The organism is Streptococcus suis (assembly GCF_019794615.1).
Taxonomy (GTDB): domain Bacteria; phylum Bacillota; class Bacilli; order Lactobacillales; family Streptococcaceae; genus Streptococcus; species Streptococcus suis_AI.
Genome location: NZ_JAIMDU010000004.1, coordinates 20,728 through 41,546, shown reverse-complemented (window position 1 = coordinate 41,546; position 20,819 = coordinate 20,728). Strand labels below are relative to the sequence as shown.

19 protein-coding genes are annotated in these 20,819 nt (G+C 40.4%); 13 read left to right on the top strand and 6 right to left on the bottom strand.

What is annotated here, in order from left to right; all coding sequences use genetic code 11:
• Positions 1-1,488 carry a DUF1846 domain-containing protein gene (locus tag K6V43_RS02070; protein WP_172041045.1) on the bottom strand — a complete coding sequence of 496 codons (1,488 nt, stop codon included), beginning with the start codon at positions 1,486-1,488 and terminating at the stop codon, positions 1-3.
• A gap of 342 nt (positions 1,489-1,830) precedes the next feature.
• Here K6V43_RS02070 and rnc point away from each other — a divergent pair, with 342 nt between their 5' ends.
• Genes rnc through ftsY form a run of 5 tightly spaced genes read left to right on the top strand, consistent with a single transcriptional unit; the run spans position 1,831 to position 8,929 of the window.
• Complete coding sequence (rnc, locus tag K6V43_RS02065) at positions 1,831-2,517, top strand: ribonuclease III (RefSeq protein WP_222381333.1); 687 nt, start codon at positions 1,831-1,833, stop codon at positions 2,515-2,517.
• 2 nt (positions 2,518-2,519) lie between these two features.
• Positions 2,520-6,053 carry a chromosome segregation protein SMC gene (smc, locus tag K6V43_RS02060; RefSeq protein WP_222381331.1) on the top strand — a complete coding sequence of 1,178 codons (3,534 nt, stop codon included), beginning with the start codon at positions 2,520-2,522 and terminating at the stop codon, positions 6,051-6,053.
• Positions 6,050-6,859: a Cof-type HAD-IIB family hydrolase gene (locus tag K6V43_RS02055; RefSeq protein ID WP_222381329.1), complete on the top strand. Its 810-nt coding sequence runs from the start codon at positions 6,050-6,052 to the stop codon at positions 6,857-6,859. Before smc ends, K6V43_RS02055 begins: the two co-directional genes overlap by 4 nt.
• Positions 6,849-7,661, top strand: a complete 813-nt coding sequence (locus K6V43_RS02050; protein WP_024397323.1) for a Cof-type HAD-IIB family hydrolase — start codon at positions 6,849-6,851, stop codon at positions 7,659-7,661. The genes K6V43_RS02055 and K6V43_RS02050 overlap by 11 nt, the downstream gene beginning before the upstream one ends.
• A 2-nt stretch (positions 7,662-7,663) precedes the next feature.
• The gene (gene ftsY, locus K6V43_RS02045; protein WP_222381328.1) at positions 7,664-8,929 is read left to right on the top strand and encodes a signal recognition particle-docking protein FtsY; all 1,266 of its coding nucleotides are present in this window, start codon (positions 7,664-7,666) and stop codon (positions 8,927-8,929) included.
• A gap of 46 nt (positions 8,930-8,975) precedes the next feature.
• Here ftsY and K6V43_RS02040 read toward each other — a convergent pair whose 3' ends face one another.
• The 5 genes from K6V43_RS02040 to K6V43_RS02020 form a co-directional block, all read right to left on the bottom strand.
• Entirely contained in the window at positions 8,976-9,650 is a 675-nt protein-coding gene (locus tag K6V43_RS02040) for a DNA alkylation repair protein (protein ID WP_222381326.1), read from the bottom strand.
• A 52-nt stretch (positions 9,651-9,702) separates the two neighbouring features.
• Positions 9,703-11,187 (bottom strand): glucose-6-phosphate dehydrogenase, encoded by a 1,485-nt coding sequence (gene zwf, locus K6V43_RS02035; RefSeq protein ID WP_222381324.1) that lies wholly within the window; start codon positions 11,185-11,187, stop codon positions 9,703-9,705.
• Positions 11,188-11,264: 77 nt separating this feature from the next.
• Positions 11,265-12,080, bottom strand: coding sequence for a TIGR03943 family putative permease subunit (locus K6V43_RS02030; RefSeq protein ID WP_222381322.1), 816 nt, complete (start codon positions 12,078-12,080; stop codon positions 11,265-11,267).
• Positions 12,077-12,982: a permease gene (locus tag K6V43_RS02025; protein WP_222381321.1), complete on the bottom strand. Its 906-nt coding sequence runs from the start codon at positions 12,980-12,982 to the stop codon at positions 12,077-12,079. Before K6V43_RS02025 ends, K6V43_RS02030 begins: the two co-directional genes overlap by 4 nt.
• Position 12,983: 1 nt before the next feature.
• Positions 12,984-13,130, bottom strand: a complete 147-nt coding sequence (locus tag K6V43_RS02020; RefSeq protein ID WP_172035713.1) for an SPJ_0845 family protein — start codon at positions 13,128-13,130, stop codon at positions 12,984-12,986.
• 123 nt (positions 13,131-13,253) lie between these two features.
• On the opposite strand from K6V43_RS02020, the gene ligA reads away from it, so the two are divergent.
• The 8 genes from ligA (at position 13,254) to K6V43_RS01980 (ending at position 20,818) form a co-directional block, all read left to right on the top strand.
• Complete coding sequence (ligA, locus tag K6V43_RS02015) at positions 13,254-15,212, top strand: NAD-dependent DNA ligase LigA (protein WP_222381319.1); 1,959 nt, start codon at positions 13,254-13,256, stop codon at positions 15,210-15,212.
• A 12-nt stretch (positions 15,213-15,224) separates the two neighbouring features.
• Positions 15,225-16,268: a diacylglycerol kinase family lipid kinase gene (locus K6V43_RS02010; protein WP_222381318.1), complete on the top strand. Its 1,044-nt coding sequence runs from the start codon at positions 15,225-15,227 to the stop codon at positions 16,266-16,268.
• 134 nt (positions 16,269-16,402) lie between these two features.
• Positions 16,403-16,603 (top strand): F0F1 ATP synthase subunit C, encoded by a 201-nt coding sequence (locus K6V43_RS02005; protein ID WP_024392331.1) that lies wholly within the window; start codon positions 16,403-16,405, stop codon positions 16,601-16,603.
• Between the two features lie 36 nt (positions 16,604-16,639).
• The gene (atpB, locus tag K6V43_RS02000) at positions 16,640-17,356 is read left to right on the top strand and encodes a F0F1 ATP synthase subunit A (RefSeq protein WP_172006126.1); all 717 of its coding nucleotides are present in this window, start codon (positions 16,640-16,642) and stop codon (positions 17,354-17,356) included.
• A gap of 14 nt (positions 17,357-17,370) precedes the next feature.
• Positions 17,371-17,877, top strand: a complete 507-nt coding sequence (gene atpF, locus K6V43_RS01995; protein ID WP_222381316.1) for a F0F1 ATP synthase subunit B — start codon at positions 17,371-17,373, stop codon at positions 17,875-17,877.
• Positions 17,878-18,411, top strand: a complete 534-nt coding sequence (locus tag K6V43_RS01990) for a F0F1 ATP synthase subunit delta (RefSeq protein WP_024403737.1) — start codon at positions 17,878-17,880, stop codon at positions 18,409-18,411. It abuts the gene before it with no gap.
• Complete coding sequence (atpA, locus tag K6V43_RS01985; protein ID WP_172006161.1) at positions 18,408-19,928, top strand: F0F1 ATP synthase subunit alpha; 1,521 nt, start codon at positions 18,408-18,410, stop codon at positions 19,926-19,928. Before K6V43_RS01990 ends, atpA begins: the two co-directional genes overlap by 4 nt.
• A gap of 11 nt (positions 19,929-19,939) precedes the next feature.
• Positions 19,940-20,818, top strand: a complete 879-nt coding sequence (locus K6V43_RS01980; protein ID WP_024392326.1) for a F0F1 ATP synthase subunit gamma — start codon at positions 19,940-19,942, stop codon at positions 20,816-20,818.
• The last annotated feature ends 1 nt before the right edge of the window (position 20,819 follow it).

Here is a 20,819-nt window from a genome sequence, read left to right as displayed (position 1 = left end):
TTATTTTGCTTGATAAAATTTATTGTGTTGGTAAATTGGATCAAATGTTAAATTGATTCCAAGCTTACGAAGGACACTTTTGTCTTCATCTGAAAGGATAACGGTTGAGTGAGCTTCGCTACCATTTAATTGCCCTAGTTCTTTCATGGCACTCGCTGCAATTGGGCTATCTTGTGCGGTAATCGCCAATGCGTTGAGTATTTCGCTGGCATCCAGTCTTGTATTGGTTTTATCGAGGTAATCTGTTTTCAATTGCTGGATTGGGCGGATGTAGGTTGGTTCGATTAAGAGGGTTTCATCTTCGATTGCCGCAATTTGTTTGATGGCGTTTAAGAGGACAGATGCAGTTGGTTTAAGGAGGTCGGATGTTTTACCTGTTACAATCTCTCCAGTTGGCAACTGAATAGCAAGGGCTGGGCTAGTTGTCAGCTCTGCTTTTTCGCGCGCAGCGATAACAACTTTACGATCCGCTGGTGTCACACCGACTTCATTCATGAGGAGTTCGATTTTCTTCACAGCCTGCTCGCTAACCCGCTCTGCCTTGAAATCCACCAAGGTCTGGTAGTAGCGGCGGATGATTTCTTGCTTGGATGCTTCGATTGCAGCTTCTTCATTGATGATGGAATATCCTACCATGTTGACACCCATATCTGTCGGAGATGCGTATGGTGATTTACTCAAAATACGCTCAAAGGTACGGTTGAGGACAGGGAAGACCTCGATGTCACGGTTGTAGTTGACTGCAGTTTTGCCGTAGGTTTGCAGGTGGAAGGGGTCAATCATGTTGAGGTCGTCCAGGTCGGCAGTTGCTGCTTCATAGGCTAAGTTTACCGGATGGTGAAGTGGTAAGTTCCATACTGGGAAGGTTTCAAACTTAGCATAGCCAGATGTTACGCCATGCAGTTGGTCGTGGTAAAGTTGGGAGATACAAGTCGCCAATTTACCTGAACCAGGTCCAGGTGCGGTGACAACGACGAGATTGCGACTAGTTTCGATGTAGTCATTTTTGCCCATACCTTCTGGTGAGATGATGTGGTCAATATCAGAAGGATAGCCCTTGATTGGGTAATGGAGATAGGACTTGATACCATGTTTTTCCAACTGCTTACGGAAGGCATCCGCAGCTGGTTGGTTACGGTATTGGGTAATGACGACAGAACCAACATAAATATCAATATCATTAAATGTATCAATCAAGCGGAAGACTTCTTGGTCATAAGAAATACCCAAGTCGCCACGTGCCTTAGAGTGTTCGATATTGCTAGCATTGATGGCAATGACGATTTCTACTTGATCTTTTAACTCTTGGAGAAGTTTGATTTTATTATCAGGTTCATAGCCAGGAAGTACGCGGGCTGCATGGAAATCTTCCAACATTTTCCCACCAAATTCCATATACAATTTGCCTTCAAACTGAGCAATGCGCTCTAAAATATGATCACGTTGTAAATTCAAATATTTATTTGAATCAAATGCGATTTTCTTCATCCAATAAGTCCTCCAAATGTGTATTAATCTCTGGGAAAAACAAAAAATAGCTCCCTAAAACTAGGGAGCTTTTTCTCCGACCTCTTAAAAGAGGTGCCCGAACAATACTATAACAAACTGTGCTAATCTTGTCAAGAAAAAGTCTGAGTAAAACACGCCGTACGTATGAAGCGTGACGTTGTATCTAAGCTAATTCAAATATCTATAGCTGGTCTATAGCTTAGTAGGAATTGAGGCTGAGATGGGAAGAGTGGTCGAAAATATGGTATAATATTGGGACGGAGTGTGAAAAAATCTCCTGTTTATTAATTGCTTTGAGTTTGTATAGAAAGGAGCAAATAGATGAAAGATTTACATGCAAAATTATCGACTGATTTTGGGATTAATTTTTCAGATTTGAATTTATTAGAAACGGCTTTTACCCATACTTCCTACGCTAACGAGCATCGCCTTCTAAAAATTTCACATAATGAGCGCTTGGAATTTTTAGGAGACGCTGTACTCCAGTTGATGATTTCCAAATACCTCTACCAGAAGTATCCCAATAAGCCTGAAGGAGAAATGTCTAAATTGCGTTCTACCTTTGTTCGTGAGGAGTCATTGGCTGGTTTTTCTCGAGCCTGTGGCTTTGATCGGTTTCTTCGCCTTGGGAAAGGAGAAGAAAAGTCCGGAGGACGGAATCGTGATACCATTTTAGGGGATGCTTTCGAGGCTTTTTTAGGAGCTCTGCTATTGGACAAGGGAGAAAAGACCGTAGAGGAGTTCATCCATCAAGTCATGATTCCTCGTCTGGAAGAGGGGAACTTTGAAAGGGTGACGGACTATAAAACAGCCTTACAGGAAATCTTACAGGTTAATGGGGAAATTGTCATTTCTTACCAGGTTGTAGCGGAAACTGGTCCAGCACACGATAAGACTTTTGAAGTGGAAGTGTCTGCGGATCAGCGTGTGATTGGCCATGGTCGTGGTCGCTCTAAGAAATTAGCTGAACAAGCCGCCGCAAAAAATGCTGTGGAGGCTAGAGGATAAGTATGTATCTTAAATCGATTGAAATGCAGGGCTTTAAGTCCTTTGCGGATAAGACCAAAGTCGTCTTTGACCGTGGAGTGACGGCTGTTGTAGGACCAAATGGTTCTGGAAAGTCCAATATCACTGAAAGTCTGCGTTGGGCCTTGGGCGAGTCGTCTGCTAAAAGCCTACGTGGAGGCAAGATGCCTGATGTTATCTTTGCAGGAACGGAAAATCGTAAGCCACTCAATTTTGCTTCTGTCGTGGTAACCCTAGATAATAGCTCAGGCTTTATTGCAAATAAAAACAAGGAAATTAAAGTCGAGCGTCATATTTATCGTTCTGGTGATAGTGAGTACTTGATTGATGGGCAAAAGGTTCGTCTGCGAGATATTCATGATCTTTTCATGGATACGGGCTTAGGAAGAGATTCATTTTCTATCATTTCACAAGGGCGGGTTGAAGCAATTTTCAATTCCAAACCTGAGGAACGCCGTGCAATTTTTGAAGAGGCTGCAGGTGTTTTAAAATATAAAACTCGTAAAAAGGAAACAGAAAGTAAGCTGGCTCAAGCCCAAGGAAATTTGGATCGCTTGGACGATATTATCTACGAATTGGATAATCAGGTCAAGCCATTGGAGAAACAGGCACAAACTGCTAAGAAGTTTTTAGAATTAGATGGACAGCGCAAGGAATTATACTTAGACGTGTTGGTGGCTCAGTTGTCGCTTGGTAAGGAAAAGTTATCGGAAAAAGAAGCCGAACTAGAATCTGTCAAAACTGAATTGACTAGCTACTACAAACAGCGTTCTGAGCTGGAGCAAGAAAATCAGAACTTGAAAGAGAAGCGCCACCGCCTGTCAGAACAATTGGAGCGTGAACAGGCAGTTTTGTTGGATTTGACCAAGTTAATCAGTGATTTGGAGCGAAAAATTGAGGTCCATAAACTGGAATCTAGTCAAAACGAATCAAGTCGTCAAGAAGCGCAGGCGCGTTTGGAAAACTTGTTGACTAGACGAGAGCAGTTGGCAGAACAGATTGAGCAAAAGCAAGAAACACTTGCGCAATTAGATAGTTCCTTGTCTAGCTTGAAAGAAGATATTGCTGCGGTAGACAAAGAAATTTCCTACTTTTCAGAAGATCCTGATCAGGTTTTAGATCATCTGCGGGAACAGTATGTTGCTCTGATGCAGGAAGAGGCAGAAGCTTCAAACCGTCTGACCAAGATTCAGCAGGATATTGCCAATCAAATCAGTCTTTCTGAGAGTAAATCTGAAGACTTGGCACGCTTGCAGACGGAAAAACAAACAGCTCAAGAAGAACTTGATAAGAGTCGGAAAAGTTTAGAAGAAGCTGATCACGTTTTACGCCAGTTACTTGAGCGCTATCAGACCAAAAAAACAGAATTAGATCAAGTTCAGACTACTTATCAGTTTGAACAAGGTCGTTTGTTTGATTTGTTGGATCTGTTGAAAGGCAAACAGGCTCGCCAGTCTAGTTTGGAAGCTATTTTGAAAAATCATTCCAATTTTTACGCGGGGGTTAAGGCTGTCTTACAGGAGGCACCTAGCTTAGGAGGAATTATTGGAGCAGTCAGTGAACAATTGACCTTTGATACTCGTTACCAAACGGCTTTGGAAATTGCTCTTGGTGGTGCTAGTCAAAACGTCATTGTTGAAGATGAAACGACTGCTAAACGTGCTATCACATTTTTGAAAGAAAAACGGCAAGGACGGGCAACCTTCTTACCTCTGACAACGATCAAGCCACGACAGCTTTCTGGACAGCAAATCTCTTTACTAGAATCTTCCGATGGATTTTTGGGTTTAGCGAGTGATTTGGTGACTTATCAGCCAAATTTAGATGCGATTTTCCAAAATTTGCTAGGCACTATCGCGATTTTTGATACCATTGACCATGCCAATCAGGCAGCGCGAGCAACCAAGTTTCAAGTACGTATGGTGACCATGGATGGAGCGGAAATCCGTCCTGGTGGAGCCTTTGCTGGTGGTAGCAATCGAAATAACAGCACGACCTTTATCAAACCCGAACTGGATGCTCTTTTAGGAGAAATAGCAGAGCTGTCTAGCCAGTTGCAGGAGCAAGAAAGCTTGGTTGCAGCTAAGAAAACTAGCTTAGACCAGACCAGAGAAGTCTTGGAAACGATTAAGGCTGAGGGTGAAGAAGCTAGATTGAACCAGCAGAGCGCAAGGATTCATCAGGAACAGGCAGAAAATAGACTGGCTCAGCTATCAGCCCAATATGACCTGCAAATGAGTCAGGTTAGTCCGACCATTTTGACTGAGCTAGAAGAAGAAGCTACTAAGGAAGAAGCGAACGTCCAAGCCTTGAATGAGAAAAAACAAGCCTTGGATCAACAAATCAATCAAGTTCGTGATAATCGCGATAGTATTCAAGAAAGCTTGCAGAAACTACAGACTCAGAAGGGGCAACTAACTTTGGTACAGGCTGAAGCGACCAGTCAACTTCGTTTTGAACAGACAGATCTGAGACGTTTGCAAGAAGAAAAAGCAACTACCGAAAAGGATATTGCTATCCTTGAAGATTTGATCAATCAGAAAGTAGTGGCTTTAGAAGATACGACTATAGAGATACTGGAAGAGCAGTTGCAGGCGGCATCTGATAAGCAAAACCAGACCAATCAGATACTAATTCGCTTAAAGTTTGAATTGGAAGATATTGATGGGCAGTTTGAAGACTTGGAAGAAAGATTGCAACAAGCTCGGACAAAGAATGATGATTTGATTCGTAAGCAGGCTAAGTTAGAGGCGGATTGTGAGCAAGCGGGCGATACATTACGGACTTTACTTGGTAATTTGACCGAGCATTTTAAATTAAGTTTTGAAGCCGCCCAGTCTCAGGCCAAGGCAGTTGAAAACCTCGCTAGTGCCGAACAAAATCTTAAGAACTTGGAAAGAGTCATTCGATCTTTGGGCCCAGTCAATTTGGATGCGATTGCGCAATTTGACGAAGTCAATAATCGTCTAACCTTCCTCAATGAGCAACGGATGGATATTTTGTCAGCGCGTGATCTTCTTCTGGATACCATTCATGAGATGGATGATGAGGTGAAAGAACGTTTTAAAGTCACATTTGAAGCTATTCGTGAAAGTTTCAAGCAAACTTTCAAACAAATGTTTGGCGGTGGTTCAGCTGATTTAATTTTGACAGAGAATGATATTTTGACTGCAGGTGTTGAAATATCTGTTCAGCCTCCGGGTAAGAAAATCCAATCGCTCAACCTCATGTCCGGTGGCGAAAAGGCTCTTTCGGCCCTCGCTCTGCTATTTTCCATTATCCGAGTGAAGACCATCCCATTTGTGATACTTGACGAGGTAGAGGCTGCCTTGGATGAGGCCAATGTCAAACGCTTCGGAGACTATCTCAATCGCTTTGATAAGGAGAGTCAGTTTATTGTCGTGACACACCGAAAGGGCACAATGGCAGCAGCGGATGCCATTTATGGGGTAACCATGCAGGAATCTGGCGTATCAAAGATTGTATCTGTCAAATTGAAGGATGTGGAGAAATTATGATAAAAAAGATTTATGCCAGTGATATGGATGGTACGTTTTTACGTGAGGATCATAGCTTTGATAAAAAAAGTTTCCGAAGGGTTCTGGATCAGTTTAAGGAAATGGGTTACTTGTTTGTTGCGGCAAGTGGACGTTCCCTCCAGAGTCTTAAGCTAATCTTCGAAGATTATGTAGATGAAATCGGGTTTGTTGCTGAAAATGGTTCTATTGTTGAGTATCAAGGTCAGATGATTTTTCTGGATGAACCGATTCGTCCAGAAGTTTACTTGCCTATTATTGCTGGAATTGATGCCGGTCCTTATGGTAGTAGTCGTTCCATGGTATTGTCTGGACTCGAAAACTTTTACTTGTTAAAAAATGCTGAGCCTCAGTTTTTAGGAGCAATGACAAATTATTATGCTCATTTTCAATTGGTGGACTCGTTTGAAGATGTCCAGGAAAAAATAATAAAGATTAATGCCAAATTCGCCCCAGATGAGATGGACCAAGCAAGATTGTGGCTCAATCAGACCTTTGAAGGTGTGACAGCCATGACAACAGGGTTTGATAATATTGATATTATTCCTAATGGTTCAAATAAATCAGTTGGTTTGAGTCATTTGTGCAGTCATTTTGGAATTACAGGACGAGATGTAGTTGCCTTTGGGGATAATCAAAATGATTTGGATATGTTGGACTTTGCAGGTCTTGCCATTGCAACAGAAAATGCAAGAGAAGAAGTGAAGGCTCTAGCTGATCAGATTATTGGTCATTGCAATGATGGAGCTGTACTGGCTTATTTAGAGGAGGAAGTATATGGCAATTAAATTGATTGCACTAGATTTGGATGGAACCCTTCTGACGTCGGATAAACGAATTTCAGAAGCCAATAAGCAGGCCTTGTTAGCAGCTCGGCAACAAGGTGCTTATGTTGTCTTAACAACAGGACGGCCTTTACAAGCTATCGGTGCTTTTTTGGAAGAATTAGACCTCTTAGGTGAAAATCAATATTCCATTACCTTTAATGGTGGATTGGTACAAGAAAATACAGGGCGCATTTTAGATAAAACTGGCTTCAGCATTGATGATGTTCGTGCAATTCGACAAGTAACCAATCAATTGGACCTACCTCTGGATGTCTTGTATGGTGGAGATGTTTACTCATTACCCGCAGTCAATGAATCTCTGTATCTAACAGCCAATCCTTTGTTGAATAAAATTGATGTGACAGATGAGGAGATGCCAGAAGATTTTGTCTATAATAAGGCGGTGACAGCTGTAGCAGCTGATTTTCTGGATGGACAAATTCCAAAAATTCCTAGAGAATTGTACGATCGTTTTGAAATTTTCAAGTCGCGTGACATGCTGTTAGAATGGAGTCCAAAAGGAGTCCATAAGGCAAATGGATTGGCAAAATTGATTGGGCATTTGGGAATTGATCAATCAGAAGTGATGGCCTGTGGTGATGAAGGTAACGATCTTTCGATGATCGAATGGGCTGGTTTAGGTGTTGCAATGGCTAATGCAACAGACGAAATTAAGTCTGCTGCAAACCTTGTTTTACCAAAAACAAACGATGAAGATGGCATTGCCTGGGCTATTCAACAGTATGTATTAAATGAGGACTAAGTATGGGATTATTTGATCGATTATTTGGACAAGAATCGCAGGAAGAAAAACAAGTTGAAGTTGGTGAAGAAGTTGGAACGCACCAGACTGCTGAAAATGAACAAGTGGCTGTGGTTGCAACCGATTCTGATGACAGTTCATCTGAAGGCGGAGAAGCTGTAACCTTGACTGCTGAACAAGAAGCGCAAAAACAACGGACACTTGATATGATGGCCCAGTATTATGCGGCCAAAGAAGCAGCTGCTGCCCGCGTGAAAGAGGCGCAAGAAAAAGGTTTTGATCCTGCTATTCAGACAAAACCAAAAGAAGAACCTGTTCAAGAAATTGTACAAGAAGTACAGGAGAGTGAGCAAGACAAGTACCAGCGGACTTTGAAGAAAACAAGAACTGGATTTGGTGCAAGACTCAATGAATTCTTTGCCAATTTCCGTTCAGTAGATGAGGAATTTTTCGAGGAGTTAGAAGAATTGTTGATTTTGTCAGACGTTGGTGTGCAAGTAGCTTCGACTCTGACTGAGGAGCTCCGCTATGAGGCTAAATTGCAAAATGCTAAAAAGACAGAGGAACTCCGTCGTGTCATCATTGAAAAATTGGTGGATATTTATGAAAAGGATGGTCAGTTTAGTGAGCAGATCAATTTCCAAGACGATTTGACAGTCATGCTCTTTGTTGGTGTCAATGGTGTTGGGAAGACGACGTCTATCGGTAAGTTGGCTTACAAATACAAGCAGGCTGGCAAGAAGGTCATGTTGGTCGCAGCGGATACCTTCCGTGCAGGTGCGGTAGCCCAGCTGGTCGAGTGGGGGCGCCGTGTCGATGTGCCTGTAGTCACAGGACCTGAAAAATCAGATCCAGCTAGTGTGGTCTTTGACGGTGTCCAACATGCCGTGGCAGAAGGCGTAGATATTCTCATGATTGATACAGCTGGTCGCCTGCAGAATAAAGATAACCTCATGGCAGAGCTGGAAAAAATTGGTCGCATCATCAAACGGACTCTTCCTGATGCACCACATGAAACCCTCTTAGCCTTGGATGCTTCCACAGGTCAAAACGCTCTCAGTCAAGCTAAGGAATTTGCAAAAATTACCCCATTGACAGGCTTGGTCTTGACCAAACTGGACGGTACAGCCAAGGGTGGTGTAGTCCTTGCCATCCGTCAGGAACTGGATATTCCTGTTAAACTGATTGGTTTCGGTGAGAAAATCGATGATATCGGTGAGTTCAAATCTGAAGAGTTCATGCGTGGGCTCTTGGAAGGATTGATATAGAGCCGAAAAAAGTAGTTAACTGAGACAGTTAGCTACTTTTGTGTTTTCATTTTTTCCGCAATAAAGCTTCTATCCAGTCAGGTGCATAGGCTGAAGTACAACCTTTGGCAACTTTCATTTCAGAATATACTCCTAATTTCTGTCCGATTGCCCGCCCTTTTTCCAGATAGTCAGGATATGTAACTGCGATTTCTACCAAGCACTGGTTCATGGTCCACTGGATCAGTGGATCCGCAGTTTGTAAATGTTCATTGATATAAGTAAGTGTTTGTTCAATTTCTTGGTCTGTAGCGGTTTTTCCAGCAAAATATTTGGCCCGAAGGAACCAGCCAAGTCGTTGAAAAATAGCTTGGTCTTGGGTGAGTAAGTATTCTTCCCAGTCTTTGCTATCCTTGCGTTTGCTAAGAATAAGGGAGGCAAATTTATCAAGAACATTGTGGGAGACTTGTTCACTAATACTACTTTTTAGGTCAGAAGCTACAAGTTGGTCTGGCTTGTTTTTGACAATTTGAATGGCTAGATATTGAGCTTCAAGAATGCCGGTTTGCCAAAGCGGTACAAAGAGATCGGATTGATTTATGTAAGTCTTTGCGATTTTTGAGAGGGCTCCCATTGGTACACCATAATATGGCTTTGTCTCACCAATTTTATCATAGCGTTTGAGAGTTCCAGCATGGCTGGCTTCCTCGAGTTGGCTCAGAATTGTGTTTATTTCAGTCATTAGAATATTTCTCCGAAAAAAACTGGATTACTCCAGTTTTGTACATGATTTATTATAGGAGTCCACGCTCATGATACCACACATCAGGTGTCCAGACCCACTTGCATCCGTAGTGATCTAGTAAATCAAAGGCGGCCTGTGGCCCCATTGTACCAGCAGGATAGGTATGCAATGGAACTTGATTACTTGACCAAATATCGATGACCCGGTCAATCAAACTCCAACTTGCTTTTACTTCTTCCCAATGGCTAAAATTAGTGGAATCGCCATTTAAGACATCGAAAAAGAGTTTTTCATAGGCTTCAGGTGAATTGCCAAGAGCAGTAGCATTGTGACGGAAGTTGAGTTTGGCAGGAGTAAGGGCAAAGTGCGAACCAACTTCTTTTCCATTTATGGACAACATAAAGCCTTCAGTAGGCTGAATATAGATCGTCAATACATTTGCTTCAGAAGGCTGACCAAAAATATCTTCAGCATGTTTAAAGGTAATTGTGACACGAGTCCCTTTCTCGGTTAGTCGTTTACCTGTACGGAAGAAGAATGGTACATCGCGGAAACGGTCTGTGTCGACAAAAAAGACACCGCTAGCAAATGTTTCAGTCTGTGAATCATCGGCAATATTTGGTTCATCTAGGTAGCTGACATAATCTTTCCCATCAATTGAACCTGCAGCATATTGGCCACGAATAAAGTTTTGTTTCAATTCTTCATCAGTTTGATGGCGAAGGTGTTGGAAAACCTTAATTTTCTCAGCACGAACATCTTCTTCTTTGAAACTAGCTGGTTTATCCATTGCTAAAAGTGACAAAACTTGAAGTGCATGATTTTGTACCATATCTTTTAGTGCACCAGAATGATCATAGTAGCCACCACGGTCTTCAACCCCAATTGATTCAGCGAAAGTAATTTGGACATTATCGATATAATCACGGTTCCAGATATGCTCAAAAATAATATTGGCAAACCGAACTGCAAAGATATTTTGCACCATTTCTTTCCCTAAGTAATGGTCGATACGATAGATTTGGTCTTCATTAAATGCAGCAGCCAACTCGTCATTGAGCTTCTCAGCAGTGGCAAGACTGGTTCCGAAAGGTTTTTCAATAATCAAGCGTTCAAAACCTTGTCCGTCAACGATTTGTTCAGATTTGAGGTGTTTGGCAATGGTTCCGAAAAATTCAGGTGCCATAGAGAGGAAGAAGACCTTGTTGTGCTGGGTATCGTATTTTTCACACAAGTCGTCCTGCAATTTACGTAATGCTACATAATGCTCTGTATCATTAACATCATGGCTTTGATAGTAGAAATGGCTGGCAAATTCATGGGCTTGGCGTGGAGTATCTGGTAAGTCTCCAAGTGATTCAATAACAGTTTGTTCAAAAAATTCTTTGGTCCAAGGTCTTCGAGCTGTACCAATAACGGCAAAGTTCTCTCTGATATGTCCAGCCTTGTAGAGACGGAATAATGATGGATAGAGTTTGCGTTTGGCAAGGTCGCCACTAGCACCAAAAATAGTAAACAATACATGTGATGACATAATTTCATTCCTATCTGTTGAGTATAAAAACTATTATAGCATAAATTGTCAGAAAATTCACTTTTAAGTCGAAATTATTAGAAAACACGGTAAACATATGGAGAGTCCGGTTGTTCAATCTGTACAATAGATTGCAATTCTAAAGTTGGAAGATTTTGTTTCAATGAGGTATGGTAAGAAACCCTGATTGTGCCTTTGGCTTTAACCCAGGTGTTATTTGAAAATGGGGTATCAGAACCAGTAGAGAGCAGGCCATATACCCCTGAGTCTGCAATGCAATGTATAATTCCGAAGCGGAAGATGAATTGTTGATGGGCATTGTCAGGATCATTATAGACAAAACCAACCATCTCAACAGTTTTTCCTGAAAATTCCGTAGGATAGTCATAGATTGCCTCCATTACCTCCATGTAATTTTCACTAGTGACAATAATCTGATCTTCAGCGAGGTAGTGATTGGCAATTTCACGCATCTGACTCTGATAGGCAGATTTTGTAAAATAAATAGAACTGTCTGGTTTGAGATACTGAACTGTCGTTCCTTCTTGCGTTTGAGTCGTCGCATCATTCTCCGCAGCTAACGGGAAATGGTAGCCCTTTGCTGCGACAGTAGTTGAATCCAAGCTGACGGTAGGGAAGAGCCAGGCAACTAGAAGTGGAATCAATAAGAGGGCTACACTGGCAAACTTGGCTGATTTCTTTGACAAATGGCTGTATGTATCTATCTCTTTGACCCAAATATACAATTGTACAATAGCTAATATAAAGGACAAGACCATAGATAGAAATGCCAAGTAACTATAGTGTAAGTTAATATATTGGTCTAATTTTCCAGAGACATAAAGATACATGGTCATCTCAAAATAGCCTGCAAGAATTAAAAATCGAATCATGCCATACCTCCAAGTAGGAGACTATACCCTAGAATGACTAGAGTTATAACCGAGATAAATTCAACTATAAATTTACCAGTAAAGTAATGTTTCATCATGAGTAAATTTTTTATATCAATCATTGGTCCGATGACCAAGAAGGCCATTACCGGAGCAAAGCCAAAACTTGATAAAAGAGATGCAGCGATGAAGGCATCTGCCTCTGAGCAAAGGGAAAGAAGAAACGCCAGTAACATCATCAGCAGAATGGCAGATAATGGATTGTGGCCAATGGTCGTGAGTACTGCAGTTGGAATATAAACCTGAACCAAACTAGCAAAAAGGCAACCGAAGACCAGATAGCGACCCGTATCAAAAAATTCATCAATAGCATGAATAAGTGCAAAACCGACTTTTTGCCAGCTTGTCTTATTGGAATAATCATGTTGGTGATGGCTTAACTTATTTTCTTTCAGTATCGGATTTTTTACAAAGAAACCTAGAATGATCCCCAGTACGACTGAAACAAGGATTGCTCCTAAGGCACGATACGTGGCAAAAAGCATAGAATTACCAAATGCAGTATACGTTGCAAATAGTACAATGGGATTGATTACAGGAGCAGTAACTAAGAATGGGATAGCTGTATATTGGGGAACTTTTTTCTCCAATAATCGATTGACAATTGGAACAATCCCACATTCGCAGGAAGGAAAAATAAAACCAATAAAGGTGCCAAAAAGAATGGCGAGAACCCTGTTTTGGGGAAGGAGTTTATGTACTTTCTCAGGGGTGATAAACACATCGATAAAACCAGAAATCAATGCTCCAATCAATACAAAGGGTAAGGCTTCAATGATAATAGACAGGAAAATAGCCCCCGCTTGTAGAACGGAGGTAGGAAGTTGATTGAAATCAAACATACTATTTATCATCCTGCTTCAAGTTGTTTTTTCCGGAATTTATTTTTGATTTTGGATCTGGATACTCAATTTCTTCTAGATTTTCAAATGAAGCAAATTCTTCGAGCATTTTTTCTAAATCATCTTGTCGTTTATATGTTACAGCCATGGGGCACCTCCAAAAATAATATATGCTCATTATACCTTTTTTACCCAAAAATATCTAAAAGAATCTGATTGATTTGAAGTCCAAAATATACTTAGCAACTTCAAATCATGTTATAATACTCTTATGGAAACAAGAATAACAGAATTAGTTAGCTTGCTGAATCAGTATGCTAAAGAATATTATCAATTGGATCGACCAAGTGTATCGGATGCCGAATATGACCAGCTCTATCGTGAGTTAGTTGAGCTCGAGACAGCACATCCAGAACTGATTTTACCAGATAGCCCAACCCATCGAGTGGGTGGGAAAGTATTAGATGGTTTTGAGAAATATAGCCATGTTTATCCTCTTTTTAGTCTGCAGGATGCATTTTCGCGTGCAGAATTAGAAACGTTTGATCAGCGTGTACGCAAGGAATTTCCACAGGCAAGTTATATTTGTGAGCTGAAGATTGATGGCCTTTCCATCTCCCTTACCTATGAAACTGGAAAACTTGTTGTTGGAGCTACACGCGGGGATGGTAGTATTGGTGAAAATATTACTGAGAATTTAAAACGTGTAGCTGATATTCCTTTGACCTTGCCCGAGGCGATTGATATTACCGTTCGAGGGGAATGTTATATGCCCAAAGCTTCTTTTGCTCGTGTTAACAAACAACGTGAAGAGGCTGGAGAAGCTGAGTTTGCTAACCCTAGAAATGCCGCTGCAGGAACCCTCCGTCAATTAGATACAGCTGTCGTTGCTCAACGTGGACTTGCTACCTTCCTTTACCAAGAGGCGAGTCCATCTGATGTAGTCAGTCAATCAGAGGTTCTTCATAAGCTAGATACCCTTGGTTTTACGACAAATCACGATTATCATTTGGCAAATACCATTGATGATGTGTGGGAGTTTATTGAAAAAATGGCAGAGCGCCGAGATGATCTCCCCTATGAGATTGATGGCATAGTCATTAAAGTAAATGATTTAGCTGCACAAGAAGAGTTGGGTTTTACGGTCAAGGCACCACGATGGGCTGTTGCCTATAAATTCCCAGCCGAGGAAAAGGAAGCTGAAATCTTGTCGGTTGATTGGACTGTTGGTCGTACGGGTGTCGTAACTCCAACTGCAAACCTAAGTCCTGTTCAATTAGCGGGGACGACGGTCAGTCGAGCGACCTTGCACAACGTAGACTATATCGCTGAAAAAGATATTCGTATTGGTGATACAGTTATTGTATATAAAGCAGGAGACATTATTCCAGCAGTGCTGAAAGTGGTGGACAAGTATCGTACCATTCAAGAACCGATGCCTATCCCAACGATCTGTCCAAGTTGTGCTGGTATCCTACAACATTATGAAGATGAAGTTGCCCTGCGCTGTATCAATCCTTTGTGTCCTAGTCAGTTGATGAGTAAGTTGGAACATTTTGCTAGTCGTGATGCCATGAATATTGCAGGATTGGGAACGTCTATCGTTGAAAAATTGTTCCTGTCACAATTAGTTCATGATGTTGCAGATATTTATCAATTAACGGTCACCGATTTACTCAATGTAGATGGTTTTAAGGAAAAATCAGCTGAAAAATTATATCAAGCAATTCAAAGTTCCAAAACAAATTCAGCGGAGCGTCTTTTGTTTGGTTTGGGAATTCGTCATGTTGGAAACAAAGCAAGTAAAATATTATTGGAAAAATTTGGTGATTTAGAATCGTTAGCAAAAGCTGATCAAGATACTATTGCCTCATTAGAAGGATTAGGACAAGTCATTGCAAAGTCAATTACAACTTATTTTGCTAGCCAAGGAGCTCAACAACTTTTAGATGAACTTAAGGAAGTTGGGGTAAACTTAGCTTATCTTGGACAGGTAGCAGATGAAAATGCTGCCTTATCCGGTATGACAGTTGTATTAACGGGGAAATTGGAAAGAATGAAACGCAATGAGGCTAAGGCTAAATTAGAATCCTTAGGAGCGAATGTAGCTGGCTCAGTTTCTAAGAAAACAAATCTTGTTGTCGCAGGAACGGATGCTGGTAGTAAATTGGTCAAGGCACAAGAACTTGGGATTGAAATAAAAGATGAGGCTTGGCTAGAAAACCTTTAAAAGGAATGAACGATGAAAAAAAGAAAACGTGCGCGATTGATTTATAATCCGACTTCGGGTCAGGAAATTATGAAAAAAAATGTAGCAGAAGTATTGCACATTTTTGAAGGTTATGGATATGATACATCTGCTTTTCAAACTAGTCCTGAGCCAGATTCTGCAAAAAATGAAGCAAAAAGAGCCGCACTTGATGGATTTGATTTAATCATTGCTGCAGGTGGTGATGGTACTATTAATGAAGTGGTCAATGGCATTGCTCCACTTGAAAAAAGGCCTAAAATGGCTATTATTCCTACTGGAACAACAAACGACTACGCGCGTGCATTGAAAATTCCAAGAGGAAATCCAGTCGAGGCAGCAAAGATAATTGCCAAGAGGCAGACCATTTTAATGGATATTGGCTTAGCAAAAAATAAAAAAAATGGTACTCAACAAGAGCATTATTTTATAAATATTGCAGCTGCTGGAACCTTGACTGAGCTTACTTATAGCGTTCCAAGTCAGCTTAAGACGATGTTTGGCTATTTGGCATATGTGGTAAAAGGGGCCGAGTTGTTACCAAGAGTTCAATTTACACCAGTTCGAGTGAAGCATGATCAAGGGGTGTTTGAAGGATCTGTATCCTTAATTTTTGTAGCCCTTACCAACTCAATTGGAGGTTTTGAACAAATTGTTCCAGATGCAAAATTAGATGATGGCAATTTTACACTATTGATGGTTAAAACAGGCAACTTATTTGAAATTTTGCATTTGATTCGTCAGGTTTTAGATGGTGGGAAACATATTGATAGTGACTTGGTGGAGTATATAAAAACGAAGAGTTTAACGATTGAAAACCTTAACCCTGAAAATCGTCTGTTAATTAATTTAGATGGTGAGTTTGGAGGAGATGCGCCAGTTGAACTGGAGAATTTAGCAAATCATATTGAATTCTTTGCAGACACAGACCTTGTATCCGATGATGCCATCACACTCGATATGGATCAAATCAATCGAGAAAAAATGGCTAAACGATTTATTGAAGAATCTGATCATATGGATGAAACTATTAAATAGGAAGAAAAGATGAAAAGTCTTTTCTTTTTTTTTAGAAATACGAATTAAACGCTTCCAATAGCGATATTTTCTTGACAAATGGGTGTTTTAGGAGTATCCTTACATGGTATTAAATTTTAAAAGGAGAATTCGTTATGAATTTAGGCGCATTGGCCCTTGGTTTGGCCTGTCTTGGTGTAAGTATCGGTGAGGGACTTTTGGTAGCTTCTTATCTTAGTTCGTCTGCACGTCAACCAGAAATGCAAAGTAAATTGATGTCTGGTGTTTTCTTGGGTGTTGCCTTTATCGAGGGAACTTTCTTCGTCACTTTGGCTATGACGTTTGTCTTGAAATAGTAGAAAATAGAGAAATAGAAAAGGGGGGAACCTCAATTGGAAGAAACTTTAAGTCCAACCCTTACCCTTGGTCCCGTAACCTTTGACCTGACCATGGTATTGGTTTCAGTCATTACCATTTCGGTTATTTTCTTACTTGTGTTTTGGGCTAGTCGTCGGATGGAACTTAAGCCAAAAGGAAAACAAAATGTTTTGGAATATGTTTACGAACTAACCGTCAACTTTACAAAAGGAAACCTTGGTGATGAGGAAGCAAAGCGCTATTCTTTGTTTTTCTTTACAGTTTTCACTTTTCTTTTGCTTGCCAATAATTTGGGATTAATGACGAAGTTGGAAACACCAGAGGGACAAAATTTGTGGACTTCTCCAACGGCTAATATGGCATACGACTTTGGTCTTGCTGGTATAGCAATACTTTTTTGTCATTTTGAAGGGATTCGCCGCCGTGGCTTTAAAGAATACCTTAAATCTTTTGTGACACCTTGGGCGATGGCTCCAATGAATATTTTGGAAGAAGTGACCAATCTTGTGTCGCTTGCTCTTCGTTTATATGGTAATATTTATGCCGGTGAAGTGCTTGTTTCTCTTCTTCTACAATTATCTCAACAAAGTGCATTTGCATACCCAATAGCCTTTGTTCTAAACATTGTTTGGACAGGTTTCTCTGTATTTATTTCATGCTTACAGAGTTATGTATTTGTTATGTTGGTATCTATGTATCTGAACAAGAAAATCAATGGAGAGAGTGAGTAAGAGAGGGATAAATAATGACGACACAAATTACAATGCAGGCAAGTACTGTACTAGGAAATTTTATCCTCGTTACAGCATCTTTTGCAGTTTTAATTATTTTAATTCGTGTATTCGCTTGGAATAAAATTACTGGAATTTTTGAAGAACGTGAAAAGAAGATTGCAGGTGATATTGATGCGGCTGAAGAAAAATTAGCAGTTGCAGCTGACCTTGTGAAACAACGCGAAGATGAATTAGTGCAGGGCCGTATTGAAGGACAAAAAATCATTCAAGACGCGGTAGAACGTGCTAAATTGGAGAAAAAGCGAATTCTTGAACAGGCTGAAGTTGAAGTGCAAGGCTTGAAAACAAAAGCACAAATGGAAATTGAAGCTGAAAAACGTGAGGTTCAAGAAACACTTCGTGTTCAAGTTGCTAATTTGGCGGTTGATATTGCAGGAAAAATTATTTTTGAAGATTTGGATCAACAGGCACACAGCAATTTGATTGATCGGTATTTGGACAAATTAGGAGACAAGTAGATGAACGCTAGAGAAAATGCCCTCGTGCAAAAATATGCTCTATCATTTGTTGAAAAAGTCAGTGACAGTTCAGAAATTTGGAACATGTATGATCAGATTTCTGAGTTGATAACTATCATTCATGATAGTAAATTGAACCGTCTCTTATTGTCGGCTACAGTTTCAAGAGAAGAAAAAGCAGCTTTTGTACGCACTGTTCGTCAATCTAGTTATTGGCAAATCAATGATTTAATTGAAGATGTGATTCGAGATGGACATGCAGATTTACTTCTGGAAACTCTTGAACGCGCTCAACTTCAAATCAGTAAATTAAAAAATGAGTTTGATGCACATATTGCATCAGTTTATCCATTAACGGAACAACAAAAATCTCGTTTACGTCAATTAGTCGAGGAACGGTTTGGTTTGCGTGTCCGTAATATTGTTGAAGAACTGGATGCTTCATTATTAGGTGGTTTTGTTTTGACAATTAACCATAAAGTAATTGACGCAAGTGTTCGTACACAATTAAAGGATGTTAGAAAAAAACTATAGAAAGTGGTGTTCTTTTGATAAATGCACAAGAAATTAGCGCTTTACTAAAACAACAAATCGAAGAGTTTCAACCTGACTTTGATTATACAGAGACTGGTGTAGTTACCTACATTGGTGATGGTATTGCACGTGCGCAAGGTCTTGATAATGCCATGAGTGGAGAGCTATTAATCTTTGAAAATGGCACCATTGGTATGGCTCAGAACTTGGAGACAAATGACGTCGGTATCATTATTCTTGGCGGATTTACAGATATTCGTGAGGGTTCTGTTGTTCGTCGTACAGGAAAAATCATGGAAGTACCAGTTGGATCTGGATTGATTGGTCGTGTCATTAATCCTTTGGGGCAACCAGTCGATGGATTGGGCGAAATTCGTACAAGCAAAACTCGTCCGATTGAATACCCTGCACCAGGTGTTATGCAACGTAAATCAGTAAATGAACCCCTTCAAACTGGTCTAAAAGCGATTGATGCCCTGGTACCAATTGGTCGTGGACAACGTGAATTGATTATCGGTGACCGTCAAACAGGTAAAACTTCTGTAGCTATTGATGCTATCTTGAACCAAAAAGGTCAAGATATGATTTGTATCTATGTAGCAATCGGTCAAAAAGAATCTACAGTTCGTACTCAAGTAGAAACACTTCGTCAATATGGCGCGTTAGATTATACTATTGTTGTGACAGCATCTGCTTCACAACCATCTCCATTACTTTTCTTGGCACCTTATGCTGGGGTAGCAATGGCGGAAGAATTTATGTATGAAGGCAAACATGTTTTGATTGTCTATGATGATTTATCAAAACAAGCGGTAGCATATCGTGAATTGTCTCTCTTGCTTCGTCGTCCTCCAGGTCGTGAAGCATATCCAGGGGATGTATTCTACTTGCACAGTCGTTTATTGGAACGTTCTGCAAAAGTTTCTGATGAATTGGGTGGAGGTTCCATTACAGCCTTGCCATTTATTGAAACACAAGCTGGTGATATCTCTGCTTATATCGCAACCAACGTGATTTCCATTACAGATGGACAAATTTTCTTAAAAGATGATTTGTTTAACTCTGGTATTCGTCCAGCGATTGATGCCGGATCTTCTGTATCACGTGTTGGTGGTTCCGCCCAAATTAAAGCCATGAAAAAGGTTGCTGGTACCCTTCGTATCGATTTGGCTTCTTATCGTGAATTGGAAGCATTTACGCAATTTGGTTCTGATTTGGATGCAGCAACACAAGCAAAACTCAATCGTGGTCGTCGTACAGTGGAAGTTTTGAAACAACCATTGCACAAACCACTTCCAGTTGAAAAACAGGTTTTGATTTTGTATGCTTTGACAAATGGATATTTGGATTCAGTTCCGATTGATGATATTTTAGCATTTGAAGAAGAGTTGTATGCATACTTTGATTTGCACTATGATAATCTTTTGGATGTCATTCGTACAACGAAAGATCTTCCAGATACGGATGAGTTGAATACTGCTATTCAAACATTCAAAGACCAATCAATCTTTAAATAAAGGAGTCTAGGATGGCAGGTTCTCTTAATGAAATTAAATCAAGAATAGCATCAACCAAGAAAACCAGTCAAATCACAGGTGCCATGCAGATGGTTTCTGCATCAAAGTTGGCGAAATCAGAGCAGTTGGCGAAATCATTTCAGATTTATGCTAGTAAAGTTCGGGCGATTACGACGGATTTGTTACGTGGTGAACTAATGACATCAGATACTAGCAATCCGATGCTCATTCGGCGTCCGATTCAAAAAGTGGGTTATATTGTCATCACCTCAGATAGCGGTTTAAAAGGTTCTTATAATTCTAGTATTTTAAAAGCTGTTATGGAAATGATTGATCAGGACCATCAGTCAAATGAAGAGTTTGAGATTATTGCTATTGGGGGGATGGGTGCTGATTTTTTCCGTGCACGTGGTATCAACCCTGTGTTTGAATTACGTGGAATTGCTGATAACCCTAGCTTTGAAGAAGTCCAAAAAATCATTTCTAAATCTGTAGAAATGTATAAAAATGAGCTGTTTGATGAACTTTATGTTTGTTACAATCATCATGTAAATAGTTTGACTAGCCAGGTACGTGTACAGCAAATGCTTCCTGTTGAAGATTTAGACCACAATGAAGTAGATGGCTATACGGCGACATTTGAATTGGAACCAAATCGTGAAATGATATTGGACCAATTGTTGACTCAATATGCAGAATCAACCATTTACGGGGCACTTTTGGATGCTAAGACTGCTGAAAATGCTGCTGGTATGACTGCGATGCAGACTGCGACAGATAATGCGAAGAATGTTATTTCGGATTTAACAATTCAATACAATAGGGCGCGTCAGGCTGCTATTACTCAGGAAATCACTGAGATTGTTGCCGGCGCATCAGCTCTTGAGTAGG

What these genes read in the sequence shown, in the direction of transcription:
- K6V43_RS01990 (WP_024403737.1), top strand. Translation starts at nt 17,878, where the DNA reads ATGAACGCTAGAGAAAATGCCCTCGTGCAAAAATATGCTCTATCATTT.
- K6V43_RS02005 (WP_024392331.1), top strand. Translation starts at nt 16,403, where the DNA reads ATGAATTTAGGCGCATTGGCCCTTGGTTTGGCCTGTCTTGGTGTAAGT.
- K6V43_RS02025 (WP_222381321.1), bottom strand. Translation starts at nt 12,982, where the DNA reads ATGTTTGATTTCAATCAACTTCCTACCTCCGTTCTACAAGCGGGGGCT.
- zwf (WP_222381324.1), bottom strand. Translation starts at nt 11,187, where the DNA reads ATGTCATCACATGTATTGTTTACTATTTTTGGTGCTAGTGGCGACCTT.
- K6V43_RS02055 (WP_222381329.1), top strand. Translation starts at nt 6,050, where the DNA reads ATGATAAAAAAGATTTATGCCAGTGATATGGATGGTACGTTTTTACGT.
- ligA (WP_222381319.1), top strand. Translation starts at nt 13,254, where the DNA reads ATGGAAACAAGAATAACAGAATTAGTTAGCTTGCTGAATCAGTATGCT.
- atpF (WP_222381316.1), top strand. Translation starts at nt 17,371, where the DNA reads ATGACGACACAAATTACAATGCAGGCAAGTACTGTACTAGGAAATTTT.
- K6V43_RS02030 (WP_222381322.1), bottom strand. Translation starts at nt 12,080, where the DNA reads ATGATTCGATTTTTAATTCTTGCAGGCTATTTTGAGATGACCATGTAT.
- K6V43_RS02050 (WP_024397323.1), top strand. Translation starts at nt 6,849, where the DNA reads ATGGCAATTAAATTGATTGCACTAGATTTGGATGGAACCCTTCTGACG.
- K6V43_RS02020 (WP_172035713.1), bottom strand. Translation starts at nt 13,130, where the DNA reads ATGGCTGTAACATATAAACGACAAGATGATTTAGAAAAAATGCTCGAA.
- rnc (WP_222381333.1), top strand. Translation starts at nt 1,831, where the DNA reads ATGAAAGATTTACATGCAAAATTATCGACTGATTTTGGGATTAATTTT.
- K6V43_RS02040 (WP_222381326.1), bottom strand. Translation starts at nt 9,650, where the DNA reads ATGACTGAAATAAACACAATTCTGAGCCAACTCGAGGAAGCCAGCCAT.
- smc (WP_222381331.1), top strand. Translation starts at nt 2,520, where the DNA reads ATGTATCTTAAATCGATTGAAATGCAGGGCTTTAAGTCCTTTGCGGAT.
- ftsY (WP_222381328.1), top strand. Translation starts at nt 7,664, where the DNA reads ATGGGATTATTTGATCGATTATTTGGACAAGAATCGCAGGAAGAAAAA.
- K6V43_RS02070 (WP_172041045.1), bottom strand. Translation starts at nt 1,488, where the DNA reads ATGAAGAAAATCGCATTTGATTCAAATAAATATTTGAATTTACAACGT.
- K6V43_RS01980 (WP_024392326.1), top strand. Translation starts at nt 19,940, where the DNA reads ATGGCAGGTTCTCTTAATGAAATTAAATCAAGAATAGCATCAACCAAG.
- K6V43_RS02010 (WP_222381318.1), top strand. Translation starts at nt 15,225, where the DNA reads ATGAAAAAAAGAAAACGTGCGCGATTGATTTATAATCCGACTTCGGGT.